27 protein-coding genes and 1 riboswitch are annotated in these 26,552 nt (G+C 33.6%); of the genes, 19 read left to right on the forward strand and 8 right to left on the reverse strand.

Annotation, left to right across the window (positions count from 1 at the left end; genetic code table 11):
• Positions 1-40 precede the first annotated feature (40 nt).
• Genes H6589_12095 through H6589_12115 form a run of 5 tightly spaced genes read left to right on the forward strand, consistent with a single transcriptional unit; the run spans position 41 to position 3,778 of the window.
• Complete coding sequence (locus H6589_12095) at positions 41-427, forward strand: hypothetical protein (protein ID MCB9175342.1); 387 nt, start codon at positions 41-43, stop codon at positions 425-427.
• Positions 428-465: 38 nt separating this feature from the next.
• Entirely contained in the window at positions 466-1,509 is a 1,044-nt protein-coding gene (locus tag H6589_12100; GenBank protein ID MCB9175343.1) for a hypothetical protein, read from the forward strand.
• A gap of 28 nt (positions 1,510-1,537) precedes the next feature.
• Positions 1,538-2,395, forward strand: a complete 858-nt coding sequence (locus H6589_12105; protein MCB9175344.1) for a hypothetical protein — start codon at positions 1,538-1,540, stop codon at positions 2,393-2,395.
• A gap of 48 nt (positions 2,396-2,443) precedes the next feature.
• Entirely contained in the window at positions 2,444-3,541 is a 1,098-nt protein-coding gene (locus tag H6589_12110; protein ID MCB9175345.1) for a cytochrome-c peroxidase, read from the forward strand.
• A gap of 18 nt (positions 3,542-3,559) precedes the next feature.
• Positions 3,560-3,778: a hypothetical protein gene (locus tag H6589_12115; GenBank protein MCB9175346.1), complete on the forward strand. Its 219-nt coding sequence runs from the start codon at positions 3,560-3,562 to the stop codon at positions 3,776-3,778.
• 10 nt (positions 3,779-3,788) lie between these two features.
• On the opposite strand, the gene H6589_12120 is transcribed toward H6589_12115, so the two are convergent.
• Positions 3,789-4,592 carry a universal stress protein gene (locus tag H6589_12120; GenBank protein ID MCB9175347.1) on the reverse strand — a complete coding sequence of 268 codons (804 nt, stop codon included), beginning with the start codon at positions 4,590-4,592 and terminating at the stop codon, positions 3,789-3,791.
• Positions 4,593-4,912: 320 nt separating this feature from the next.
• Between H6589_12120 and surE the strand changes: the two genes are divergently transcribed.
• From surE to H6589_12150, 6 genes are all read left to right on the forward strand, one after another.
• Entirely contained in the window at positions 4,913-5,674 is a 762-nt protein-coding gene (gene surE, locus H6589_12125; protein MCB9175348.1) for a 5'/3'-nucleotidase SurE, read from the forward strand.
• Positions 5,667-5,966, forward strand: coding sequence for a hypothetical protein (locus H6589_12130; protein ID MCB9175349.1), 300 nt, complete (start codon positions 5,667-5,669; stop codon positions 5,964-5,966). The genes surE and H6589_12130 overlap by 8 nt, the downstream gene beginning before the upstream one ends.
• A gap of 22 nt (positions 5,967-5,988) precedes the next feature.
• The gene (gene lpxB, locus H6589_12135) at positions 5,989-7,095 is read left to right on the forward strand and encodes a lipid-A-disaccharide synthase (protein MCB9175350.1); all 1,107 of its coding nucleotides are present in this window, start codon (positions 5,989-5,991) and stop codon (positions 7,093-7,095) included.
• 67 nt (positions 7,096-7,162) lie between these two features.
• Positions 7,163-8,209: a tRNA preQ1(34) S-adenosylmethionine ribosyltransferase-isomerase QueA gene (queA, locus tag H6589_12140; GenBank protein MCB9175351.1), complete on the forward strand. Its 1,047-nt coding sequence runs from the start codon at positions 7,163-7,165 to the stop codon at positions 8,207-8,209.
• A gap of 27 nt (positions 8,210-8,236) precedes the next feature.
• The gene (locus H6589_12145) at positions 8,237-8,728 is read left to right on the forward strand and encodes a four helix bundle protein (protein MCB9175352.1); all 492 of its coding nucleotides are present in this window, start codon (positions 8,237-8,239) and stop codon (positions 8,726-8,728) included.
• Positions 8,721-9,395, forward strand: a complete 675-nt coding sequence (locus tag H6589_12150) for a 2-C-methyl-D-erythritol 4-phosphate cytidylyltransferase (GenBank protein ID MCB9175353.1) — start codon at positions 8,721-8,723, stop codon at positions 9,393-9,395. Before H6589_12145 ends, H6589_12150 begins: the two co-directional genes overlap by 8 nt.
• Here H6589_12150 and H6589_12155 read toward each other — a convergent pair.
• From H6589_12155 to rnpA, 6 genes are all read right to left on the reverse strand, one after another.
• Positions 9,381-9,851, reverse strand: coding sequence for a hypothetical protein (locus tag H6589_12155; GenBank protein MCB9175354.1), 471 nt, complete (start codon positions 9,849-9,851; stop codon positions 9,381-9,383). The two genes, H6589_12150 and H6589_12155, sit on opposite strands and share 15 nt — an antisense overlap.
• Positions 9,852-9,894: 43 nt before the next feature.
• Positions 9,895-11,073 carry an amidohydrolase family protein gene (locus H6589_12160; GenBank protein MCB9175355.1) on the reverse strand — a complete coding sequence of 393 codons (1,179 nt, stop codon included), beginning with the start codon at positions 11,071-11,073 and terminating at the stop codon, positions 9,895-9,897.
• Entirely contained in the window at positions 11,073-12,629 is a 1,557-nt protein-coding gene (locus H6589_12165) for an O-antigen ligase family protein (protein MCB9175356.1), read from the reverse strand. Before H6589_12165 ends, H6589_12160 begins: the two co-directional genes overlap by 1 nt.
• Positions 12,630-12,639: 10 nt before the next feature.
• Positions 12,640-14,298, reverse strand: coding sequence for a S41 family peptidase (locus H6589_12170; protein ID MCB9175357.1), 1,659 nt, complete (start codon positions 14,296-14,298; stop codon positions 12,640-12,642).
• An 89-nt stretch (positions 14,299-14,387) separates the two neighbouring features.
• Complete coding sequence (yidD, locus tag H6589_12175) at positions 14,388-14,618, reverse strand: membrane protein insertion efficiency factor YidD (protein ID MCB9175358.1); 231 nt, start codon at positions 14,616-14,618, stop codon at positions 14,388-14,390.
• Positions 14,590-14,988: a ribonuclease P protein component gene (gene rnpA, locus H6589_12180; GenBank protein ID MCB9175359.1), complete on the reverse strand. Its 399-nt coding sequence runs from the start codon at positions 14,986-14,988 to the stop codon at positions 14,590-14,592. Before rnpA ends, yidD begins: the two co-directional genes overlap by 29 nt.
• 185 nt (positions 14,989-15,173) lie before the next feature.
• Here rnpA and H6589_12185 point away from each other — a divergent pair, with 185 nt between their 5' ends.
• The 5 genes from H6589_12185 to H6589_12205 all read left to right on the forward strand — a co-directional run bounded on the left by H6589_12185 (position 15,174) and on the right by H6589_12205 (position 22,315).
• Positions 15,174-16,310, forward strand: a complete 1,137-nt coding sequence (locus H6589_12185) for an ATP-binding protein (GenBank protein MCB9175360.1) — start codon at positions 15,174-15,176, stop codon at positions 16,308-16,310.
• A gap of 229 nt (positions 16,311-16,539) precedes the next feature.
• Positions 16,540-19,374, forward strand: a complete 2,835-nt coding sequence (gene polA, locus H6589_12190; protein MCB9175361.1) for a DNA polymerase I — start codon at positions 16,540-16,542, stop codon at positions 19,372-19,374.
• A 36-nt stretch (positions 19,375-19,410) separates the two neighbouring features.
• Positions 19,411-20,283 (forward strand): hypothetical protein, encoded by an 873-nt coding sequence (locus H6589_12195; protein MCB9175362.1) that lies wholly within the window; start codon positions 19,411-19,413, stop codon positions 20,281-20,283.
• The gene (locus H6589_12200; protein MCB9175363.1) at positions 20,267-20,749 is read left to right on the forward strand and encodes a hypothetical protein; all 483 of its coding nucleotides are present in this window, start codon (positions 20,267-20,269) and stop codon (positions 20,747-20,749) included. Before H6589_12195 ends, H6589_12200 begins: the two co-directional genes overlap by 17 nt.
• Positions 20,750-20,779: 30 nt before the next feature.
• Positions 20,780-22,315: a glycine--tRNA ligase gene (locus H6589_12205; GenBank protein ID MCB9175364.1), complete on the forward strand. Its 1,536-nt coding sequence runs from the start codon at positions 20,780-20,782 to the stop codon at positions 22,313-22,315.
• A 159-nt stretch (positions 22,316-22,474) separates the two neighbouring features.
• On the opposite strand, the gene H6589_12210 is transcribed toward H6589_12205, so the two are convergent.
• Entirely contained in the window at positions 22,475-22,960 is a 486-nt protein-coding gene (locus H6589_12210; GenBank protein MCB9175365.1) for a DinB family protein, read from the reverse strand.
• Positions 22,961-23,029: 69 nt separating this feature from the next.
• Between H6589_12210 and H6589_12215 the strand changes: the two genes are divergently transcribed.
• The 3 genes from H6589_12215 (at position 23,030) to H6589_12225 (ending at position 26,549) form a co-directional block, all read left to right on the forward strand.
• Positions 23,030-23,761 (forward strand): sulfite exporter TauE/SafE family protein, encoded by a 732-nt coding sequence (locus tag H6589_12215; GenBank protein MCB9175366.1) that lies wholly within the window; start codon positions 23,030-23,032, stop codon positions 23,759-23,761.
• Positions 23,762-23,927: 166 nt separating this feature from the next.
• Positions 23,928-24,053: riboswitch (SAM riboswitch) on the forward strand.
• Positions 24,054-24,301: 248 nt separating this feature from the next.
• Positions 24,302-25,351, forward strand: coding sequence for a homoserine O-acetyltransferase (gene metX, locus H6589_12220; GenBank protein MCB9175367.1), 1,050 nt, complete (start codon positions 24,302-24,304; stop codon positions 25,349-25,351).
• Positions 25,335-26,549 carry a homoserine dehydrogenase gene (locus H6589_12225; GenBank protein ID MCB9175368.1) on the forward strand — a complete coding sequence of 405 codons (1,215 nt, stop codon included), beginning with the start codon at positions 25,335-25,337 and terminating at the stop codon, positions 26,547-26,549. The genes metX and H6589_12225 overlap by 17 nt, the downstream gene beginning before the upstream one ends.
• The last annotated feature ends 3 nt before the right edge of the window (positions 26,550-26,552 follow it).

Consider the following 26,552-nt stretch of genomic DNA (forward strand, 5'->3'; position numbering starts at 1 on the left):
ACGGTCTTGCTTTGATTTAAATTAATTATACCTTTGGTGTGTGAGAATTAGTTTTCAAATATCCTCAATTTTGGTGGCTTTGTTGTTTGTTTTTTCAATAAACTTTAAGTCTATCCTTACGGTTCATTATTTCGTTAATCAAGCAGAAATAATTGAAATGTTTTGCGTTAACAAGGAAAAACCTAAGTTGGCTTGTAATGGTAAATGTCATTTAGCCAAAGAGTTGGTTAAGGTTGATACCAAAAACGAAGAAAATCCATTTTCGGGAACTAGTTTGCAATATAACCTTGAAATTAAGCCTCTTATTCAACAAGTAAAAAATGATTTAAAAACTTTCGAACAAGATATTAAAACCAATTATTTTTTAGCTTCTTATTCAATTATAGAACAATCGTTCGATATAAGTTTACCTCCTCCAAAAGTGTAATTGCTATTATTTTTTAATAACAATTATAATTTAAAACAATGAACAAAAAATATGGTTTGCTGTTCTTGTTTATAATGATTAGTAGTGTAACTTTTGCATGCGATTTATGTAGTGTTTATATTGGTATTCAACCACAAGACTTTAAAAGCTCGTTTGGTTTAAGATACCGGTATCGATTGTTTGAGGAACGTGTTTCTAAAATATCGTCTAAAACAATTTCGACAAATTCTAGCGCGAGGCTACAAACAAATAATAACTATTCAATTAATCATTTAAACGAAGAAACATCAACTACTAACAATTATTTATATACAGAGCAATACAACAGTGTTGATTTGGTATTGAATGTGTTTTTCGGTAAAAAATTAAACGTATTGATTACCAATTCGTTTTCCGATAATTATGTTTATCACAATGATAGTATAATTGATAATATTTCGGGTTTTGGCGATTTAAACGTGATTACTAATTATCGAATTATCAACACCAAAATAAGCACCGATAGCTTAGCAAAAAACAAATTTTTGCATCGGTTAACAATAGGGCTAGGCGTAGAACTTCCAACAGGTAGTTTTAATAAACAATCGGTTAAGGGTTATGAAACCAGTTTTACACCAAGCACAATTATTGGAAAACCACTGATGGAGCTAGATGAACATCTGCAAGCAGGAACAGGTAGTTTTAATTATCTTTTTTTGATGGAGTATTTGTTGAAATATAATGGCTTTGGACTTAACACTAATGCGAGTTACAAGGTTTTTACTGAAAACAAAAACAACTTTCGTTTTGCCAATCGATACAATTTTAATTCATCTCTTTTTTATCTTTTTGATGTGACTAAGAATATAAAATTTATGCCCCATTCAGGTATAAATTATGAAGTAAGCATGTACGATAAGGACAATAAAAAAGACGTTATGAATACTGGCGGAGAATCGGCGTTTATGAATGCTGGCGTAAATTGGTTTATAAAAAATTTAGCAATTGATTTTACCTATTATCGACCTGTATATCAAAATCTTTTTGGTAATCAACCTTCCAATAAAGAAAGGATTATTACACAAATAACATATTATTTTTAATTAACTTTATATAAACTTAAATCTAACAATGAAAACAACAAAATTATTTATACTAACAGCTCTAGTAGGAGCGGTAGTATTGTCATCGTGTTCAAAAAAAGAAGGTTGTACTGATCCTTCAGCTGAAAATTACGACCCAAATGCAGAAAAAGACAACGGAACGTGTGTTTATAAAGTACCAGTTACACCAACGGCAACTGCGGGGAGTTTAACTTTTACATTTGCACATCATTTTGCTGGAACAGCAGTAACTTCTGCCGATTTTAATCTGTTTAATTATGTTAATGCTAATGATGATACCTTGAGTATAACAAAGCTTAGGTATTTAATTTCTGACATTAGATTGTATAAATCAAACGGAGATAGTATTATGATTGAAGGGTATCAATTGGTTGATTTATCTGATAATGCAACATTAACCTACTCGCCATCGGCAGCGTCAAATATACCTTTTGATAGTTATACAGGTATATCGTTTATTTTTGGTTTTGATAGCACTGATAATGTTTCGAATGCTTATCCAGATTTAAATTCTGCAAGTTGGAATTGGCCAGCAATGATTGGAGGTGGTTACCACTTCATGCAAATGGAAGGAAAATATAGAGAGCAAGGAAACGATTCTACTTATGCTTACCATATGGGAATGGCTTATAACATGATGATGAGCATGGCTGAACAAAACTATTTTAAAGCCGATTTGGGAGCAATAACCATCACAAATAACGCTACCATTCAAATTAAAATGGACATTTCGGAGTGGTATAAAAATCCATCAAATTGGGATTTAAATCAATATCACAGTAATTTAATGATGAATTATACTGCCCAAAAATTAATGAACACCATTGGAAAAGATGTGTTTAGTTTGGGAATTGTTGTGCAATAAATTAAATAACCTAAGGTTGTAATTAATTACAACCTTAGGCTTATTATTATGAATAATAATAGAACACATATAGTTTTATTTACATTAGCTGTTTTAGTTTCGGCTTGTGTTAAAGAGCCGAATAAAGAAGTGGTTAGCAACCCTGTACCGATAACTTCAAACCCCACACCATACCAACTCATTATCCCTTCACTATTTGCGCAGTATATTAATCCTCCAGTAATTCCTGTTGATAATCCATTAACTGTTGAAGGAATTGCTTTAGGAAGAAAATTGTTTTTTGACCCTATTTTATCGGGTAACGGAACGCAGTCTTGTGCAAGTTGCCATTCGCCTCAATTAGCTTTTGCTGAGAATTCAGCTTTTAGTACAGGTATTGATGGTTTACAAGGTAACAGAAGCGCAATGCCTTTGTTTAATATGGCTTGGAATTGGAATAACAAGTTTTTTTGGGATGGTAGAGCAAACAGTATTGAAGCTCAAGCTTTAGGCCCTGTTGTTAACCCTATAGAAATGCACAATACTTGGCAAAACGCAGTTGCCTCACTACAAAATGATTTAACATACCCTAGTTTATTTATGGCTGCTTTTAAAACCAATATTATTGATTCCAACCTTGTAGTAAAAGCTATAGCTCAATTTGAACGAACATTAATTTCAGGAAATTCGAGGTTCGACCAATATTTAAATGGGCAGATATCTTTAACCCCACAAGAAATAGACGGGTTTAATGTGTTTATGACTGAAACTCGAGGAGATTGTTTTCATTGTCATGGCAATGCTGCTAATCCTTTATGGACTGACAATCTTTTTCACAACAATGGTTTAGATGCTACTTTTAGCGATAATGGTTTAGGTTCGGTTACAGGAAATGCTGCCGATAATGGTAAGTTTAAAACACCATCGCTCCGAAATTTAGCGTATACTGCCCCTTATATGCACGATGGTAGGTTTGCGACTTTAGATGAAGTAATTAATCATTATAGCGAAGGCTTACAAAACTCACCAACAATATCTCCATTATTAAAATACATCGGACAAGGAGGAGTGCAATTAACAGCTAGTGATAAAGCATCGTTAAAAGCTTTTTTATTGTCGCTTTCAGATAGTAGTTTTGTAAACAACCCTAATTTTCAACAGCCTTAATTTATGCAACAAGTAAAATTGATTTGGAACTTTAGTGGTCCTGATGCTGAAGGAACTGCCAAGCACCACGAAATACACATTAGAGAATTTTTAGAAGCCAATAATTTTAGTGATTTAATTACTGGCGTTGATTATCAAAATGAGATATTTTGGTCGGCTTATTTAATTGTTAACCAACCAGACATGATTTTTTTTAGAGATAAACTCAAGCCTCACAAAGGGGAGTTGGTGGATTAATCCTTAACTCTTACTCAGGTATAGGAATAGTTAATACAGGCCTAAACGAGTGACTAACTAAATTTTGTGAAGTACTCTCGTGCAACAGTTTCCACATGCTGGTTTTGTTATGAATACCTAAGGCAATAATGTCAATTTCGTTTTCAATACAATAGTTTAAAACGCCTAACTCTTCAGTACTATCAGAGTATAAGGCTATTTTGAATTTGTCGCCGTTAAGTGGCGATAAATTTTCGTTTTTTATAAACTTGTTAATTTTTTCCATCGAAACACGAGTGGGCTCAAAATGGGTGGGAGTATTTATTTTAAGCAAATGTATGTTGGCATTAAATTTATCAGCAATATCTCTAATGGTACCAAAAATTTGATTCGATTCACGAGAAAAATCAGAAGCAAAAGCAATGGTTTTAATCTCCTCCTTAATCATACTATGTTTAATGGTCATCACGTTAAAATTCGATTTACGAACTACTTTTTCTGTGTTGCTACCCAATAATATTTCAGCAATAGTTGATGAGCCATGAGAACCCATTAAAATTAAATCGGCTTTAATTTCTTCAGCACATTCTAAAATTTTATCACAAATAACACCATCTAACTTTACATAAGTTTCGACAGCAATACCAGTAAGTTTAGGGTCTTTTTTTAAGGCACTTATTTTAGCCTCAGCTTTTTCAAATTCTCCGTTGTGGTTTGATAAAACTATTGACAGGATATGAATGGTACTTTTTCTAATTTTGGCAATGTAAATCGCATATTCTAATGCTGAATTAGAATATTCAGAGAAATCGGTTGGTACTAGTAGGTTTTTCATGTTAAAATTATTTGACTTCAAATATAATTAGCTTAATTCAGTTTTACTATGATACAAGTCAATATCATTTAAAATAGTTAACCACATAGAAACATAGTTTACAAAGTAGGAAATTGACGAATCAAATAGAAAAACAATAGTTTTCTCCCGATTTATCGGGAGAACTATGTAAACTGATGCTACCTTTTATTGCTATAACAATCTATGTTTCTATGTGGTTAACCAATTTTTAGACACCAAAAAATGGATGAATGAGAAGTCTGCTTTAAAAATTATAATAACAAGCGTATAAAAACTAAATTTGCATTAAAACATTTATTTTGGAAAAACCATTAATATTAGTTGTAAACGACGACGGCATTACTGCACCAGGAATAACAGCCTTAATTGAGGTTGCAAAAAATTATGGTGAAGTGGTAGTTGTTGCACCCGACAAACCTCAAAGCGGGATGGGACATGCTGTTTCGTTAAACACCGCGCTACGCATAAACCATTGGGAAAAAGAAGGAATTAATTATTACGCTTGTAGTGGCACACCAGTAGATTGTGTAAAAATGGGTGTAAGCAAGTTGTTAAAACGTAGGCCCGATTTAATTGTCTCAGGCATCAATCATGGGGCTAATTCTTCTATTAATGTGATTTATTCAGGCACTATGTCGGCTGCCATTGAAGGAGCAATGGAAGGCATCTCCTCCATAGGATTTTCACTTTGTAACCATGCTATTGAAGCCGACTTTACGGCATCAAAAATGGTTGTGGATAAAGTAATTAAAGATGTGTTAACTCAAAAATATGAGGCCATTTGTTTAAACGTGAATATTCCAAATGTAAGTTACGACTTAATTAGAGGGATAAAAGTTTGTAAACAAGCAAATGGTAATTGGGAAGAGGATTTTGATGAAAGAACCGACCCAAATGGAAAAAGCTATTATTGGTTAACAGGTAAATTTGTAGTTTACGATAACAATGAAGATACTGACGAGTGGGCTTTGCAAAACAACTACGTTTCTATAGTGCCAGTTGAACACGATTTTACCAATTATTTGGTTATGAATAAAATAAAACATTTAGAACATGCTTAAAGCCCTAAAAGAGTTTAATCACATTTCAATTGGTATATTTTTGGGAATAGTTGTTCCCTTAATAGCCATGGTTTTGATACTAAAAATAACAACGAACATGGATTTTTTTTACATCGTAAAAAATCCATTTTTTAGTCCTGTAATAGATAATTTAAAAGGTGCCTTATTTTTTAATTTAGGGGTTTTCTTTTTGTTTTTTTGGTTAAAAAAAGACCAATCGGCAAAGGGGGTAATATGGGCAACAATACTATACGGAATAATCTATTTGTGGTACATGTATATTTTTTTATAAACGAATTACGCCTAATCCATAAATGAAATATTACATTATAGCAGGAGAAGCATCAGGCGATTTACATGCGTCAAACCTCATTAAAGAACTAAAAAAACGTGACACAACTGCGGATTTTAGATGTTGGGGTGGCGATTTAATGCAAAAACAAGGAGCAGTTTTAGCTAAACATTATCGCGACCTAGCTTTTATGGGTTTTGTTGAGGTTTTATTAAACATCAAAATTATTTTAAGAAACCTAGCATTTTGTAAAAAAGATGTGTTGGAGTATAAACCAGATGTACTCATCTTGGTAGATTATCCAGGCTTCAATTTAAAAATTGCTACTTGGGCAAAAATTAATGGGATAAAAGTGTTTTATTACATTTCTCCACAAATTTGGGCTTGGAAACAAAATCGGGTACACAAAATTAAACGATACGTGGATAAAATGTTTGTGATTTTACCTTTCGAAAAAGATTTTTATGCTCGTTTTGATGTAGATGTTGATTTTGTTGGTCACCCTTTATTAGATGCTATTGAAAATAGAGCAGTTAGTTCGTTTGAAGATTTTTGTAAACAAAACAATTTACCACAAAAGCCTATTATAGCCTTATTACCTGGCAGCAGAAAGCAAGAAATACACACTATGCTTCCCATTATGTTGTCGATAGTTAACTATTTTCCCGATTACCAATTTGTAGTTGCAGGAGCACCATCGCAAGATGCTGAATTTTACCAAAATTACTTATCGAAACAGGTATCGTTGTTGGAAAACAAAACCTATGCCTTGCTCGAGCACTCAACAGCTGCTTTGGTTACTTCAGGAACGGCAACTTTAGAGACAGCGTTGTTTAAGGTGCCACAAATTGTTTGTTATAAGGGTAGTTTTATCTCCTATCAAATTGCTAAAGCAGTTATAAAAGTAAACTACATATCGTTGGTTAACTTAATAGCCGACAAAGAATTGGTAAAGGAATTGATTCAAAAAGAATTGACTACCACCAATCTTAAACAAGAACTTACAAAGTTAATTACTCCAACCTACCGCAATCAAATATTCGACGAATACCAACAGCTGCAACAAAAGCTTGGTGGTGTTGGTGCGTCTGAACGTACAGCGAAATTTATGCTTGAGTATTTAAAATAAAAATACCCTTGTAAATTCTTTAGTTATTATTACATTTGCAGCCTTATTTTTCAAGTAAAACCTTAATATGAAATTATCAAAATTTAAATTTGACTTACCCGCAGAATTGCTTGCAGAACACCCATCTCCAGAACGTGATGAATCAAGATTAATGGTGCTTCACAGAAGTACTGGACAAATAGAACACAGATTATTTAAAGACCTAATCGAGTATTTCGATGAGGGTGATTTAATGATAATGAACGACACTAAAGTTTTTCCTGCTAGAATGTATGGTAACAAAGAAAAAACTGGAGCTCGTATCGAGGTGTTTTTATTGAGAGAATTAAACAGAGAAAATTATTTGTGGGACGTTTTAGTAGACCCAGCACGTAAAATTAGAATTGGTAATAAACTTTATTTCGGTGATGATGATTTAGTTGCAGAGGTTATCGACAACACAACATCTAGAGGGAGAACATTAAGATTTTTATTTGATGGTACTCACGAAGAATTTAAAGCCATTATTGAAAAATTGGGAGAAACTCCAATACCAAAATACATTAAAAGAGAGGTTGAGCCAGAAGATGCTGAACGTTACCAAACTGTTTATGCTGAAAATGAAGGAGCTGTAGCCGCTCCAACTGCTGGATTACACTTTAGTAAACACCTTTTAAAACGGTTAGAAATTAAAGGAGTTGATTTTGCAAAATTAACGTTACACGTAGGTTTAGGAACTTTTAGAACAGTAGAGGTTGAAGATTTAACCAAACATAAAATGGATTCGGAAGAAATCCATATCACTCAAAAATGTGCCGACCAAGTTAATGCCGCAAAAGCACGTAAAGCTAGAATTTGTGCAGTTGGTACTACATCAATGAGATCAATAGAATCTTCTGTTTCAACCGATGGAGAATTAAAACCTTACGATGGCTGGACCAACAAATTTATATTTCCTCCTTACGATTTTAGTATTGCAAATTGCATGATTACGAATTTCCACACTCCTTTATCTACATTGTTAATGATGACTTGTGCGTTTGGTGGTTACGATTTAGTAATGAAAGCTTATAAAGAGGCAGTAAAAGAAAAATATCGTTTTTACACGTATGGTGATGCCATGCTTATACTTTAATATAATAACAATAACACTTATCAAAAAATGAAATTAGAAGACTTAAAATTATACCAAGAATGTCTTGACTTTGAAGCTAAAATTTGGAATATTGTAAATCAGTGGGAAGGATTTAATAAAGATACCGTAGGTGAATCATTTGTTAAAGATTCAGACGCTATTTCAGCGAACATTGCTGCGGGTTATGGCCGTTACAATTTTAAAGATAAAAAACACTACTGCTACATTTCTAGAGGATATCTTTTAAAAACTAAAGGTTGGTTATTAAAGGCAAAAGAAAGAGAAATGATTCAAGCTCCTGAAGCGGATGAATTGTTGGAATTTGTAGAAAAAATACACCGAATGTTAAACGCTTACATTCGCTCAATAGGAAGAACCAAAACAGAAGGTGGTTCTTACGAAAAAAGAGATTCGTACAACAACAGCAACAACGATAATGATGACGATGAGCCAAATGGCAACACATTTACCGCTGATGCTGATGAGTTTTTTAGCGAAGAAGAACTAGCAAATGCATAAATATGCAATAATAGTTGCCGGAGGAAAAGGTGAACGAATGGGAGAGCAACTTCCAAAACAGTTCCTCGAATTAGCTGGCAAACCTATTTTAATGCATACCATCGAAAAGTTTTATCAAACTTTTCCTCAAACAAAAATTATACTGGCTCTTCCCGAAAATCAAATCGATTTTTGGGAAGAGCTTTGTTATAAATACGGGTTTACAAAAATTCCGCACCAAATAGTTGCTGGTGGTAAAACCCGATTTCATTCGGTAAAAAATGCGTTGGCTTTAGTAAAACAAAATGGTATTGTGGCTGTTCACGATGGAGTTCGTCCATTGGTAAGTGCAACAACCATTACTAACTGTTTTGCACAGGCAGAAAAATCTGGCTCAGCTATTCCTGTGGTTGATGTGGTAGATTCGTTGAGGTTTGTATCTAAACAAGAACAAACCAATAAAGCAGTTGCGCGTAGTTGCTACAAAAATGTACAAACGCCACAATGTTTTAAATCGGAGCTTTTACTAAAAGCTTACGAGCAAGATTTTGACGAAACCTTTAACGACGATGCTTCGGTAGTTGAAAAATTAGGACATTCGATTGAATTAGTTCAAGGAAACACCGAAAACATTAAAATTACCTCTCCTATAGATTTGATTGTTGCTGAGGCTTTATTGAGCAGATAGTTTAGCAATCTTCTTTTTGTTCTTCTCCATTTTTTTATCGTAAGCCACTATTTTTTTCATGTTTTTAGAAAGTTGAGTTTCTTTCTTTTTTAGCTTTTTTGCGTAATTATCTACCTTTTTTTGTTGTTTTTGATTCTTTTTTACCAATTTATCGCGTTTTTTCGAAAGTTTGGTGGTTTGTTTTTCGTCTTCAATTTTACTAATCAACTCTTCGTTTTTTTCTGAAATATCTTTTTGAGTGGAGTAAGCTTCTTTTTTAGTTTTGTTCAATTCAATTTTCAACGCTTCAATCTCTGGTTTTAATGTTTCATTTTCTGCCATTAATTCAGTTTTAGAGGTATTATAACTGGCTATTTGAGCAGTTAAAGCTGTAATTTTTTCTGCATTTTTATCTTGAGAAAAAGCAGTAGTAGTCAAAATTAGAAATAATGAAACAATGATGATTTTGATGTTCATGTGAGTTGGATTTAGTTTGCCACAAAATTACGAAATAGTTGGGCTAAGCAATCACTTTAATCGTTGAATTATCAAGTAATTTGAGCGATTTTAAATCAATGGTTGAAATTAAATTTAAGCCAGGTTTTTTGCCTTTTTTAATTGAACCAAACTGATGGTTAATTCCTAAAAAATCAGCACCATTTATAGTTGCCCATTTGATTAAAGTTTGTAAAGGTATTTCAGGTGAATTTCTAGAAATTGTTTTCAGCTCATCTAAAATGGATAAACTCCAATTACTCGCTAAACTATCGGTACCAATGGTACATTTTTCGTTTAAAAATAAATTGTAACTGGGTTGTCGGTTTTCGATGTAAAGGTTGGCATTAGGGCAAAAAGCCCAATAAATGTTTTTAGAAAAATTATTTGCCCAAGCAATGTCTTGTTTATTGGTAAAGGTGTTATGAACTAACAACGTTTTTCGTAAATTTTCATATTTACCTAGAAAAGAAGGTAATGCGTTTTGTTGTGTTGGAACAAACTCACCTTTTAATTTTTCTCTAATATTCAAAAAATCAAATAAGTCTCCTTTGCCATGTTGGTAAAAATGATTTTCACTTTCGGTTTCTTGGTTATGAATACTTACCAAACTATTGTTTTCTTTGCAATGTTGGTTAACCAGTTGAGTCAATTTATCAGAAACTGAATATGTAGCATGGGGAGTAATGGATGCTTTTTTTTTGTCAAAATAAGTGTCGTAAACACGTTTCGCATGGTTAAAAGCATCATTTGCAATACTTGGGTCTGAACCAAAAACTTCCACAAAAGTGTGATAATACAAGTTTTCTGTTGCTTTCAGTTTAAACGTTGAAGTTCCATTAGAAATGTCGCCAACAGCAACAATTCCATTTTGTTTCATTTCTTGTTCTGCTGCAGTTATGGCTTCCAAACGAACATCATCAGAAAAAGATTCTCTAATTGAAATAATGTCTTTTATAAAACCGTGTAACTTGGTTTGTTCTTTTACTTTTCCTTTAAGGTATGAAAGCTCTAAATGGCAGTGCGTATTTACAAAACCAGGGCAAACTATGCCTTCATATATTCTCACATTTTCCCAATTAATTGGTGTTGTTTTTGGGTCTAATACTTCTAAAACAATATTTTTATCATCTAACACAACAACCCCATTTTTAATAGGAGTGGAGTTTCCAGGAAAAATATAATTGGCAGAAATTTGAAGCATTAAATTTGTTTATGGTTGTAAATCAACAGCGTATTAAAAAACACAAATAAGGTTATTCCAACTTGTGTATCTAAGGTATCTTCGGTTATCATGGAGAGTAGCATAATGAGGATAAAAGCTAAATACACAAAATGATTTTTTAAGCTTAAGCCAAACAACGGATACAATAGAAAAACAATAAAAAGGATGCCTCCAATTATTCCGTAAGTAGTAAATGCTGTGATAAACTGATTGTGTGCTCTCAATCTATATTTTTCTATAAGTGGAGAGTTTTCTTTTTCGTATTGCTCATTAAACGCATCTTGAATGTCGCCAGTACCAACACCAGTCCAAAAATGTTCTTTAAAAATGTTGTAGGCCGTTTTCCAGTAAACCCAACGCATTACAGTTGAGTGTCCGTTGTAATCTCTACCTCTTTTGTAGTTATCGAACTCCCAAATGGTACTGGTTATTCTTCGCTCAAAAGCATTGCTAGTTAGCATATTTACATTGGTTGTGCCACGCTCAATTGCTTCAATTTCTTTTGGCGTTAAATTCATTACTGCTTTGTGGTTTTTATACTCTCCTTTAGAAGTAATAAATCGAATTACAGTACTAGAAATAGGTTGTCCTTTTAAATCTTTACCTCGATAATGGATTTTACTCACCTTATTCCAAGCGTATTCTAATTCTTCATCGGCATTATTTCTATAAACGTAATAACCATTTTCTTTATCGTCGTTTGTTAAGTTGTGATTGTATATTTCGCCATAAGGTGAGTATCGTTTTTCCTCTAAAGGTTGGTTTTGATTGTAATACTGATTTACACTTTTGTTGATGTACCAAACAGCTCCTCCAACAATAAATAGAGGAGTGAGGAAAAGCAAAAATTTAAATTTAAAATCAGCTACCTTAAACCCATAAACAAACATTAAAATAAGTGAAGTAGCCCCAAAAACCAACAGCCCTGTATAAAGATGAAGAATAAACATAAAGGCAAGTAACCACAAGCCCAATAAGGTGATGATGATTTTGGTTTTTAAGTTGTGCTCGTTAAAAAAATAATAACCCAAACCAAAAATGGCAATGCAAATTTCTAAACCAAAACGAATGTGCGAATTGAATCGAGATAAATCCCTATCGTCGACAATGGTAATACCTAAGCCACCAAGTTTTACAAATATGCTCCAAAAACTAGCGGCAAGAATACCTGCGAGGTAAAGCTTAAATACTAGCTTTAGTTGTTCTTGTTTTAACTTAAAACCAAACAAAACAAATGGTAAAACAAAGAATGGAAACTTTCTTTTTACATCGGTAAATGCATAGCTAAAGTTAGAGGTGTTTATTAACCCAACAACCGAAATGGCAAAAAATAGAATTAAAAATAAAGCGGTTTTATTGGTAAAAAAAGCTTTGATTCGTTGCGAGTAATTTCCCTCTAAAATCCACGCTAATCCTAAAATTAATTGACCAATACTAATTAATGGTTTAGAAAGTGATAAGCCAACAGCAATTGCAGATAAACCAATGAGGTATAATCGCTCAGTATTCGAAAAAAAAGCTTTAACTTTTAACATCAAGCGGATGTTATTTGTTTGTACCTGCTAAAATGGATTTATACAAGGTGTCGTTCTTAATGGTTTTAATAGCAACCTCAAGTGTTGGGTCTCGTTTTAAAGAATTTTGTATGGTTCCATTTTGATAATAATAACGTCCAACAATCTCAGTTTCTAAAATGGTGATGATTTCCTCTTTAAACTTTTTTAAGTCGTCTTTTTTATGTGTGTTTAGCTTCTCTTTTAAGTGTTCGTATTCAGTTTTTACATCATCAAAATATTTTTCTTCTTTGGTGGTTAATTCTAATTTTGCTAACAAATCTTCACTTTCGGTGGTGTAAGCATAATCTTTTCCATCCAAGAATTTTACAAAGTCTGCATATTCAGCATCGCTAAAAGTAAAATCTGCTACGGGTTTAATACTGTCGTTTTTAATACGGTAGTTAGTAGCGTATTCAAAAAACAAATTTTTGGTAATTAATGATGCAGAAATATCGCTCAACATTAACTTTTCTACTTTTACATCAGGAGCAACACCTTTACCATCAAATACAGGTCGTTTGCTATGCAGAGTCTTAAATTCTTTAATTAACGAATCAGCAATAGCGGTTACTTTTCCGTTCTCTTCACGGTGCGAATAATCTAATTTTTGAATACATCTTCCGCTAGGTGTGTAATATTTTGCCACGGTTACTTTAAGTTTTGAATTGTAACTTAACGGGCGAACAGATTGCACCAAACCTTTTCCGTAAGATTGCGTTCCCACAACAACAGCTCTATCGTGGTCTTGTAAAGAGCCCGAAACTATTTCTGATGCAGATGCTGAACCTTCGTCAATCAATACCACCAATGGTATTTTTGTATCAATAGGCTCGTTTAATGCTTTGTAAGTTTTGTCCCATTCTTTAATTTTCCCCTTGGTAAAAACGACTTCCGAACCTTTTGGAACAAAAAAGTTAACAATGTTTACTGCTTCGTTTAGTAAACCTCCACCGTTACCTCTTAAATCTAACACAATTGATGTGGCATGTTGTTCCTTTAAACTAACTAAAGCAGTTTTTACTTCTTTACTTGCTGATTCGGTAAAACCAGTTAATTTGATATAGCCAACAGAATCTTTCATCATAGCATAATATGGCACATCTTTAATTTTTACTTCCTCACGAATTACTTTTTTTACCATTGGTTCAGTTGTGCCTGGTCGTTCAATTTTTAAGGTAATCGATGAGCCTGGTTGACCCAATAGAACCTCACGAATTTCTGTGGTGTTTTTTCCTTTTACCGATTTTCCGTCCACTTCCAAAATTTTATCACCAGCACGTAAACCTGCTTTAAATGCCCCAAAACCTTCGTAAGGTTCAGAAATTACCACATAATCACCTTGTTTTTGAATTAACGCACCAATACCACCATACTGACCAGTAGTCATCAATTTATAGTCTTCCATGTTCGACTCTGGAATGTAGTTGGTGTAAGGATCTAACGACTCCAACATCGCGTCGATACCTGTTTTCATCAATTTTCCTGGATCAGAATCATCAACATAATAAATGTTCAATTCACGAAATAGTGTAGCGAAAATGTCAAGGTTTTTTGATATTTCGAAATAACTATCTACATATCCAACAGAAAATATCGATGACATTGCCAGCGCAATGATTAAGGTAATTTTTGTAATTCTTTTTTTCATAATTTTTATTTTAACACATAGAATTAAACCATGTGGTAGTGTTATACTTTTCTTTTACCCCCTCCCTTTGGGAGGGTTGGGGTGGGCTTTTATGGAACTGGGTCATGCCCGTGTCCGCCCCATGGATGACAAGACAAAATTCTTTTTAAACCTATCCAACCACCTTTAAAAGGACCATATTTGTTTATTGCTTCAATACTGTATTGCGAGCATGTAGGGTCGTATCGGCAATTTTGTCCTAAAATTGGAGAAATGCTCAATTGATAAAAACGAATCATCAATATAAACAACTTACTCACCACGCTCTTCAAACCTTGCATTTAAACGATTTAAAATTACTTTTATTTTGTCTTCAATTTCGATGTAACTCAATAATTGTTTCGACCCATAAACAAACATTAAGTTTAACTGCGTATTTGAACTTAACAATGTTTGTTTTAATTCGTGATTATGCAAACGGTATGCCTCTCTCATTCTACGCTTAATCAAATTTCTGTCAACGGCAAGTTTTACAAACTTTTTAGGAACACTTACCCCAACACTCAACACCACTTTTGATGGCTCCTTTTTTTTTGTATAAACGCCTCGGATGGGTGTTTCGTGAATAGATTTACCCCCACTAAACAATCCGTCGATATCTTTTCGGCTTTTTAGTTTTTCTATTTTAGGGAAGGTAAATTTTTGCTCCATAACTAAATTCAAAGATAGGAATCTATTCGTGGATAAATAAAAAAATGAATTCTCAACTCAACTTAAATTTTTTAAAAACTATATTAAAGTAATATTAAATAAGTGAATTAAATAACTATATTTGTATTAAATAAGTGAGTTTAAAGAAATGAAAGAGCAGTAACAAAGAATTATAGCTAAGTTTTATGAAATATTTAGAAAGAGAAATAGAAAAAGGGTTTGATAAGTTTTTACAACCTAATAAAGTTTTAGTACTGATGGGAGCGAGAAGGGTTGGTAAAACAGAGTTGTTAAAAAAACAATTGTCAAAAATAAAAGAACCCTACTTGTTATTAAATGGAGAAGATGCTACAACAGTATCGGTATTGAGCAATAGAAGTGTAGAGAATTACAAACGATTGTTGGGTGATAAAAAGTTGTTGGTGATAGATGAAGCTCAAACCGTACCAGAGATAGGGAAGATTTTAAAGTTAATGGTAGATGAAATAAACGGCATTAAGATTATAGCTACAGGTTCATCAGTATTTGATTTGGAGAATGAATTAGGTGAGCCATTAACAGGTAGAAACATTACTGTTCGTTTGTTTCCATTGTCTCAGATGGAATTTAATAAACAGGAAAACCTTATTGAAACCAAAGGAAGATTAGAAGAACGATTGATTTTAGGAAGCTACCCAGAGCTACAGCAATACAGTGGATGGGATGACAAAGTAAAATATCTGGAACGATTAATAAGTTCATATTTGATACGTGATATTTTAGCATTTGAGAAGTTGAAAAAACCAGACAAAATTATTAGTTTATTGAGGTTAATTGCTTTTCAAATAGGAGGAGAAGTTTCTTTACCAGAATTAGGACAAAAATTAGGCATTGATAAAAATACGGTAGAACGGTATTTAGATTTATTAGCAAAAGTTTTTGTTATCTATAAAGTAGATGCTTTTAGCATGAACCCAAGAAAAGAAATATCCAAATCTTCACGTTGGTATTTTTATGATAATGGGATAAGAAACGCCCTAATTGCAAATGTAAATACCTTAGAACTTAGAAACGACCAAGGGCAATTGTGGGAGAACTACTTGGTGACAGAACGATTAAAATATCAGTCTTACAAAGGGATGTTGGTCAATAACTATTTTTGGAGAAGCTACAGCCAACAAGAAGTAGATTGGGTTGAAGAACGAGGAGGAAAGATTTATGGTTATGAATTTAAGTGGAATCCAAATAAAGTAAAAGGAGCCCCATCCGCATGGAAAACCCTGTATCCTGAAGCTGAATTTATAACCATTCATCCAGATAATTATTTAGATTTTATATCTTAATAAGATTCAATACTAAATGGGTAATTATAATATGATGTGTTTTATTTGTGTGTTGTTCTCAAGTACTTGGAAGCATTTGTATTTTCAAAATAAGAATTTTAGAATGTAGAAACTAACGTGAGTTGGATATAACTTTGATAAATAATACGCTGATTATAAAATATGAAACAGTAATCTTTTATGGAGTGTTTCAAAAACCTTATTTTAGAGGTCTTTAAAAACAAGACCTATGCCTGAAAATACCAAAAAACTTTTTTTACTCGATGCATTTGCTTTAATCTACAGGGCTTACTTTGCATTTGGCAACAATCAACGATACAATTCTAAAGGCTTAAACACCTCTGCAATGTTGGGTTTTACCAATACCTTAATTGAAGTGTTGGAAAAACAAAAACCATCACACATTGCGGTGGTATTTGATGCTCCAGGTGGAGCCACCAATCGTGAGGCAGATTTTGCAGCTTATAAAGCGGGCAGACAAGAAATGCCTGAGGATATTCGTACAGCTATACCTTACATCAAAGCCATTGTCGAGGCATTTAAAATTCCAATTTTGTTAAAAGAGGGGTTTGAAGCGGATGATATTATTGGCACGATGGCAAAACATGCCGAAAAAGAAGGGTTTACTACTTACATGATGACTCCTGATAAGGATTTTGGGCAGTTGGTGTCAGACAACATTTTTATTTTTAAACCTGCAGCTTTTGGCAAACCAGCCGAAGTAATGGGTGTAAAAGAAGTTTGCGAAAAATTTGAAGTAGAAAATCCTTTACAGGTTATTGATATTTTAGGCTTGTGGGGTGATGCAGTTGATAATATTCCAGGAATACCTGGTATAGGCGAAAAAACTGCAAAACTGTTGATACAAAAATACGGCAGTGTTGAGAATTTAATTGCCAATGCCGAAGATTTGAAAGGAAAACAAAAAGAAAACGTCATCAATTTTGCTGAGCAAGGCTTGTTATCAAAAAAATTAGCTACCATTATTTTAGATGTTCCTGTTGAATATAGTTTTGACGAACTAATATTGGAAGAACCCGATGAACAAAAAATAACAGAATTGTTTGCCGAATTGGAATTTAGAAACTTAGCCAAACGAGTGCTGGGTAAGGAAATTCAAATTACTCCAACAGCTCAGGTTGGTACAACACCCAACAATGGGCAAATGGATTTGTTTAGCCTCCCCCCAGCCCCCTCCGAAGGAGGGGGAGACCAACTCCAAAAAAATAATGAAGAAGAAGTTGTTGAAGCTGGAAAAAATATTGAAAATGTTTCACACACTTATTTATTAATTGATACCCCTCAAAAAAGAGCCGATTTAATTTCGAAATTGGAAAAGCAAAAATCGTTTTGTTTTGATACCGAAACTACAGGCTTAAACCCTTTTGAGGCAGAATTGGTGGGGATGTCGTTTTCATACCAACCAACCGAAGGGTATTACATCCCTTTTTCTGAAAACCAAGAAGAAGCAACAACTATTTTAAAAGAATTCAAGACAGTTTTTGAAAATACGGCCATTGAAAAAATAGGGCAAAACATCAAATACGATATTAATGTGTTACACAAATATGGCGTTCGAATAAAAGGAAAGTTGTTTGATACCATGATAGCTCACTTTTTGCTAGAGCCAGACATGCGACACAACATGGATTTACTTTCCGAGGCTTATTTAGGCTACAAACCTGTTTCTATCGAAACTTTGATTGGTAAAAAAGGAAAAAATCAATTGAGCATGCGTGATGTTGAGGTTGATAAAATTGTTGAGTACGCTTGTGAAGATGCTGATATCACCCTTCAATTAAAAAACTACTTTGAGCCCCAATTTACTCCCGAAATAAAAGAGGTGTTTGAAAAAGTTGAAGCACCTCTAATTACGGTATTGGCAGCGATGGAAAACGAAGGTATTAAGCTGGATGTTGCAGCACTAAAAACGTTTTCTGCCGAGCTGGAAATTTTAGGAACTAACCTGGAAAAAGATATTTTACAATTGGCAGGAACTACATTTAACATTGATTCCCCGAAACAGTTGGGAGAGGTGTTGTTTGAGTACATGAAAATTATTGAAAAACCTAAAAAAACCAAAACCGGACAATATGCTACCAACGAAGATGAACTTTCGAAACTGTTAGGGAAACACGACATTATCCCTAAAATATTGGAATACCGTTCGGTAAAAAAATTAAAATCGACTTATGTTGATGCTTTACCAGAATTGGTAAGCCCAACAACAGGAAGAATACATACTAGCTATATGCAAACAGTTGCATCAACTGGTAGATTGAGTTCGAACAATCCCAACTTACAAAACATTCCTATAAGAACCGAAATGGGGCGAGAAATTAGAAAATCGTTTATTGCTAAAAACGACGATTATTTGTTGTTAGCTGCCGATTATTCTCAAATTGAATTACGAATTATTGCTGCCTTGAGTAACGATGAAAACATGCAGCAGGCTTTTGTAAACAAAGAAGATATACATGCGGCTACAGCTGCAAAAGTGTTTGGTGTTGCTTTAGCTGATGTAGATAGAGAAATGAGAAGCAAAGCCAAAGCGGTTAATTTTGGAATTATTTACGGACAATCGTCGTTTGGATTGGCACAAAACTTAAACATTTCTAGAGGCGAGGCAAAAGAAATTATCGATACCTATTTCGCCCAATATCCCAAAATAAAACAATACATGGATGGCAATATTGATTTTGCCAAGGAGCACGGTTATGTAGAAACCATTTTACACCGTAGAAGGTATTTAAAAGACATCAACTCGAGCAACGCCATCGTTCGTGGTCATGCCGAAAGAAATGCTATTAACGCACCAATACAAGGGTCGGCAGCAGATGTGATAAAAATTGCCATGATTAACATTTTTAACGAATTTGAAAAACAACAGTTCAAATCAAAAATGTTGTTGCAGGTGCACGATGAGTTGGTTTTTGAGGTGTATAAACCCGAACTAGAAATACTAAAACCAATTATTAGAGATAAAATGGAGCACGCTGTTAAGTTAAGCGTTCCGCTAGAAGTAGAAATGAACGCAGCAAAAAATTGGTTAGAAGCACATTAATTTTATATATTTGAACAAGTTAAAAAAATTGTAAAAATGAAATATTTACCATTATTTATCATCTCTTTTGCTTTGTTTGCTTGTGGCGGAGCTGCAACAGAAGATGACGACAGTACAACAACAGAGGTTGATTCTGACGCGACCAACGAAAGAATTGACAAGGCTAAAAAAATATTCTACACCATTCCGTCGCCATTCGAAACGGCTTTAATTTTTGAAAGCTCAGGGGTAAGCTACAACATTGGGTTATTAAACCCAATCGATAATGTTAGCAATTACTCTACAAGTGTAAAACAAGCGTTGAATTTTGGGGTGTACGGTGCAGATTTAAGTTATGCCAACATTTTCGACCAATCGCAACAATGTATGTTTTACATGAATAGCGCTAAAAAATTAGCCGACCAATTGGGTGTTACTGCTGCTTTTGATGTAGAAACCATTGAGCGTATTGAACGAAATTTAAACAATAGAGATTCGTTAATGAACATTATCAACGATTCTTACTGGATAGCAGATTCGCACTTAAAAGAAAACCAACAAGATTATTTATCGGCAATGATTATTGCTGGTGGCTGGATTGAAGGCTTGTATTTAGGCTCTGCTACTTTGCGAAAAGACAAACCAAGTGAAGCAATTATGAAAACCATTGCTGACCAAAAATATTCGATGAATAATTTAATTGGATTAATGGATTTATATAGTCATGAAGAGGTAACTAAGCTAAAAACAAAACTGATGACGCTAAAATCTTCTTTTGATAAAATAACCGAAAAAACTACTGCAACTACGGTTAATAATGATGCAGATGTCGCAGAAATTGGTGGTGGTTCAACACTTGAATATACACCTGAAACCATCATGGAAATAGCTAATAATGTTAAAACGATAAGAAATGAAATCATTGAATAAAACGTTTATTTATAGTGCATTAGTTTTCATTTGTATTGGATTAACCAATCAGGCATTTAGCCAATGTACTTCATTTACAAAAAAACAGGGTTTTCCAGCACTTGCTCCTTTTATACACAACGGACAAATTACCAGTACCAAGTTTATGCCTGGCGATGAGGCTGATATTGAAATGACTTTTAACGCAGGGAGTGATTATAGAGTTTTGGTTGTTTTTCAGGAAGTGTTGGGAGATGTTATTTTTAAAGTAAAAGACAAAACAGGTAAAGTATTATACACTAGTAAAGCGGGAGATGCAACACCTTTTTGGGATTTTAGAGTAAACACTACACAACAATTAATGGTTTCAGTTGCTGTTCCTAAAATGGACGAAAAAACCAATAAAATTTTACCCCAAGGTTGTATATCTGTGTTGGTTGGATTTAAACCTCAAGAAAATAATTCGAAAGTTAAAATGATGAAGTAAAATATCTTCTAAAAAAGTTACTTTTGCCGCATGGCAACAAATGAAGATAATCTAAAAAAAATCATATCTCACGCTAAAGAGTATGGATATGTATTTCAATCAAGTGAAATTTACGATGGTTTAAGTGCTGTTTACGACTACGGTCAGTTGGGTAGCGAACTTAAAAAAAACATCAAAGAATATTGGTGGAAAGCAATGGTGCAAATGCACGACAATATTGTGGGTATCGATGCTGCAATATTTATGCATCCTGAAACTTGGAAAGCATCTGGTCATGTTGATGCTTTTAATGATCCGTTGATTGATAACAAAGACTCCAAAAAAAGATACCGTGCCGATGTTTTAATTGAAGAATACATTGGTAAAATTGAAGCAAAAAACGAAAAAGAAGCAGAAAAAGCTCAAGCTCGTTTTGGCGATGCCTTTAATCGAGAACAGTTTTTGGCTACCAACCCAAATGTTTTGCGAAACCAAGCAAAAATCGATGAAATAAACGTTCGATTTAAGGCTTGCATGAACAGTGAAGATTTAGCTGGGGTTAAAAAATTAATTGAAGATTTAGAAATTGCTTGTCCTATCAGCGGTTCAAAAAATTGGACTGATGTAAAACAGTTTAACTTGATGTTTAGTACCGAAATAGGTTCGGTTTCCGAAACGGCTAACAAAATATATTTACGACCAGAAACCGCACAAGGTATTTTTGTAAACTTCTTAAACGTGCAAAAAACTGGGCGAATGAAAATTCCGTTTGGTATTGCCCAAATAGGTAAAGCGTTTAGAAACGAGATTGTTGCTCGTCAGTTTATATTCCGTATGCGTGAGTTTGAACAAATGGAAATGCAATTTTTTGTGCGGCCTGGCGAAGAAATGAAATGGTACGAATACTGGAAAAACGAACGTATAAAGTGGCACAAATCGTTGGGTATTGATGAAAAATATTACCGTTTTCACGACCACATTAAATTGGCTCACTATGCCAATGCAGCTTGCGATATTGAATTCAATTTTCCAATGGGATTTAAAGAGTTGGAAGGAATACATTCAAGAACCGATTTCGATTTAAAACAGCACGAAAAACATTCAGGAAAAAAATTACAGTATTTTGATGCCGAACTAAACGAAAACTATGTGCCTTACGTGGTAGAAACTTCGGTTGGTTTAGACCGAACATTTTTAGCCATTTTATCTTCGGCATTTGACGAACAACAATTGGAAGACGGTTCGGATAGGGTGGTGTTAAAACTTCCTGCAATTTTAGCACCGATAAAAGTGGCGGTTTTCCCATTAATTAAAAAAGATGGGTTACCTGAAAAAGCCCGTGAAATTATTGACGAATTGAAGTTTGATTACAACTGCCAGTACGACGAGAAAGACTCTGTTGGTAAACGTTACAGACGACAAGATGCTATAGGAACGCCTTATTGCATTACAGTTGACCACCAAACCATAGAAGATAATACTGTAACTGTTCGTGATAGAGATACCATGGAGCAACAACGTATAAATATTACTGAAATAGCCGGCTTACTAAAAGAAAAGTTGGATATTAGAAAGTGGTTGGGATAGTTTTCCTACGTCATGGCGGGCTTGACCCGTCATCTTTTTTGTCACATTGAGCTTGTCGAAATGTTGTCGAAGGGTTTCCAACCATCTTCATGTCATTCTGAGCTTGTCGAAGAATATTTAATTTACAAGATGTTTCGACAGGCCAACATGACAAAATCATCATATCGTTTTAGCCCCAAGTATTTTACACAACAAACCAATGTGTCCAATGTGCCCACCTTCGTGCCTAATGTGATGATAAATAATTTGAAGTTTATCAGGTCCTTTTTTAAAATCTAACCCAACATGATTGGGCTGTTTTAGCTCATCGTCTGACAATGATTTTATCACTTCTAAAGATTGAGCATGAACGCTTTTTAAACTTTCTTTTATTTCATCAATACTTGGGATTTCAGTTGTTGTTGGTTTACCTATACTAAACTTTTCTAACCAAGAAATATCAGCACTTTGGTTAGCACAGGCTTTTAATATCAAATAATTTTGTGCCCAAGCCATGTGGCACAATTCCCAAGCAACAGAATTTAATTGTTGTCCATTTACCGTTGGATTTTCGTACCACAACGATTTATCTAATTTCGATAAATAAAAATAAAGTAAATCTCTGGTGTTATCAGTTGCTTCGGCTAATGTTTCTGAAGTTGTCATATCAAATGTTTGTTAAATGTACTTATTTTTCATGCTCAATAAAGAGTAATTTTACAAAAAGCAAACCCCATGTTCGAAAAATACTACCTGTTTTATATTCTTGCTTTTGTAGCCGAAGTTATTGGGACAGTTAGTGGTTTTGGTTCTTCTATATTGTTTGTGCCAATTGCTTCGCTATTTTTCGATTTTCGAATTGTGCTGGGTATTACCGCATTGTTTCATGTGTTTAGCAACATCTCTAAAATAGTTTTATTTCGAAAAGGCATAGACAAAAACATTGCGCTGCGACTAGGTATTCCTGCTGTAATTTTTGTTGTTATTGGGGCATTTTTAAGCAAAATAATTCCTGTAGTGGAGCTAGAATTAATCATGAGTGTATTATTAATTGTGCTATCGGTATATTTAATTTTTTTTAGTAACAAAACCTTAAAAACCTCCAATCAAAATTTATATGTTGGAGGAACAGTTTCGGGATTATTGGCAGGTTTAATAGGTACAGGCGGAGCAATTAGAGGGTTAACCTTAACTGCCTTTAATTTAGAAAAAGACATTTTTATAGCCACTTCTGCCTTAATTGATTTAGGTGTAGATTCTAGCCGAACGGTAGTTTATTTTCTTAACGGTTATTTAGAAAAAGAATTTTTAATAACCATACCAGTGCTTATTGTTATTAGTTTTATAGGCAGTTGGGTGGGCAAACTTATTCTGCATAAAGTTCCTCAGCAAATGTTCAGAATTTTTGTTTTGGTGTTAATTGTTCTTACTTCGATTTTCCAAATCGGAAAATTTTTAGTCAACTAAAGTAATTTGAATCAAAATAAAATATTGTAAATAACATATTTTACAATAAATAACAATCAAATTTTATTTTTTAATTATAAAATACAGAACAATGTTTTGATGTTAAATTTTAATTTGTACATTTGCCTCAGAATTCAAATCACCATTTTTAAATAAAATTGTGTTTGATTTATAAAGAAGAAGCGAGAGAATAGGCTCTACGACCTTCTGGCAACCAACTAAAAGTCCGTCAGCTGACGGATTGGAAAACCGGTGCCAAATCCTATCCCGAATAGTCGGGGAAATATAAATAAAAAGGCAAAAAATGGTAAACAGTACAAAAAATCAGAAAAACAAAACACTAAACCCCACGAGGGCTTTAGTCAATTCTAAAAAGTTACTTTCAACAGTAATTTTTAAAATGTGTTGCATGTGTTGTTGCATTTGCTAACACATCTTTATTTCAATTAAATTTTCTCGAAATCAAAGATGTAAGCTTTCCAAAAAAGTAATGGAAATGCTATATCCTGTTTTTACGATTTAAAAATCTCAAATAAAATTATGTCAGTACAAGTATTTAAAAATAACACAAAATTTCAGTTAGAATCGGGTAAAATTTTACCAACATTTGAACTTGCTTATACCACAAATGGCAAGTTAAACGAGGCAAAAGACAATGTTATTTGGATTACTCACGCTTTAACAGCAAACGCTAATCCTGAAGAATGGTGGAGTGGTTTAGTAGGTAAAGGAAAATTTTACAACTCCGAAAAACACTTTATTGTTTGTGCCAATGTGTTGGGTTCAAATTATGGTTCTACCAATCCATTAGCTGTAAATCCAGAAAATGGCAACAAGTATTACCACAATTTTCCTGAACTCACTATACGCGATATTGTAAATGCTTTTGAGTTGTTACGTCAACATTTGGGCATTACCAAAATCAACACCTTATTGGGTGGTTCCTTGGGTGGTCAGCAAGCTGTGGAATGGGCAATACAACAGCCCAACGTAATTGAAAACTTGTTTTTAATCGCAACCAATGCTCAACATTCTGCTTGGGGAATTGCCTTTAACGAAACACAACGATTGGCAATTAAAGCCGACAGAACATGGTTTTCGTATAGTGATGATGCTGGTTTAAAAGGCTTAAAAGCTGCTAGAGCAATAGCTTTATTGAGCTACAGAAATTACAATACCTATCAAACAACTCAAGAAGATAATGCAGAAAAACGGGGTGATTATAAAGCGTCTTCTTACCAAAATTATCAAGGTGATAAGTTGGTAAACAGGTTTAACGCTTTTTCTTATTGGCACTTAACCAAAGTAATGGACAGCCATAATGTTGGTAGAAACAGAGGTGGAGTAGAAAAAGCCTTGGGGTTAATTCAAGCAAAAACACTTGTAGTGGCTATTAATTCCGACATCCTTTTTCCTGTTTCGGAATCGGTTAGGTTGCACGAAAACATCAAAAACAGTGAATTAGAAATTATCGATTCGTTGTACGGACACGATGGATTTTTAATAGAAACAGAACAGTTAAAAACAATATTTGAAAATTTTTATATCAGTAAAAAATTAAAAAAAGAGATTTATGAGTACGCAAACTAAAAATATTTCACTTATCGGTTTTGGAACAGTTGGACAAGGTTTTTTTCATTATTTGGAAGAAAACAAGGAAGACAAACAATTGGCAACAGTAGTAATAAAAAATGCTTCGAAAAGCAGAGTTCCTGATACATTAAATTTTAGCACCGATGTAAACGATGTACACAACAACAAAGAAATAACAACGGTTGTTGAGTTGATTAGTGATTTTGAACAAGCATTTTCAATTGTAAAACAAGCATTGTTACAAGGTAAGCATGTGGTGTCGTCAAATAAAAAAATGATTGCATACCATTTAGAAGAGTTGGTTGAATTGGAACAAAACAGCAAAGGAAACTTTTTGTACGAAGGGGCTGTGGCTGGGAGTATTCCAATACTTAAAATTATAAACGAGCAATATGCTTTTGATGAAATAACAGAAGTTCGTGGTATTTTAAATGGCACATCCAATTATATTTTAACACAAATTTTTGAAAAAGGCATTGGCTATAAAGAAGCATTGCAACAAGCTCAAGATGCTGGTTTTGCCGAAGCCAATCCTGCCTCAGATGTTGAAGGGTATGATGCGCTTTACAAGTTGTTAATTTTAGCAACACACGCTTTTGGTAAATTTATTTCGCCTGAAAAAGCATTAAACATTGGTATAAACAACATCAAAAACAGCGACATTGTTTTTGCTAAAAAAAACAAGCTAAGCATTAAGTTAGTTGGGTCAATTAAAAGCATAAACAATAAACTTACTTTAAGTGTTTTACCAACTTTTGTTGACGAAAACGATGATTTGTACCATGTTAAAAATGAATACAATGCTATTGAGGTGATTTCTAAAAACATTGGTTCGCAAGTTTTTAAAGGTAAAGGTGCAGGTAGTTTACCAACGGGGCATGTGGTTTACACCGATTTTAAATCGGTAGAAAACACCAACTATTCGTACAAAAATATTCCATCAGGAAAACGAATTAAGTACGAAACCAAAGACAGTATTTGGGTGTATTCCAATAAAATTACCTTGCTTGAAAAATATTTGGAAGATGTAGTATTATTCAACGGACCAGAAGGTTATGGAAGCGTTAAAATTGCTGATTTGATAAAAGCAAAAGACATTATAAGTGTACACAATTTATCCATTATTGCAGTAAACGAAAACATCCGACAACAATTAGTAAAACAACAGCGCAAAGCAGTATTCACTTACGCATAAATA

The sequence above is a fragment of the Flavobacteriales bacterium genome, assembly GCA_020635795.1.
Taxonomy (GTDB): Bacteria; Bacteroidota; Bacteroidia; order Flavobacteriales_E; family Vicingaceae; genus Vicingus.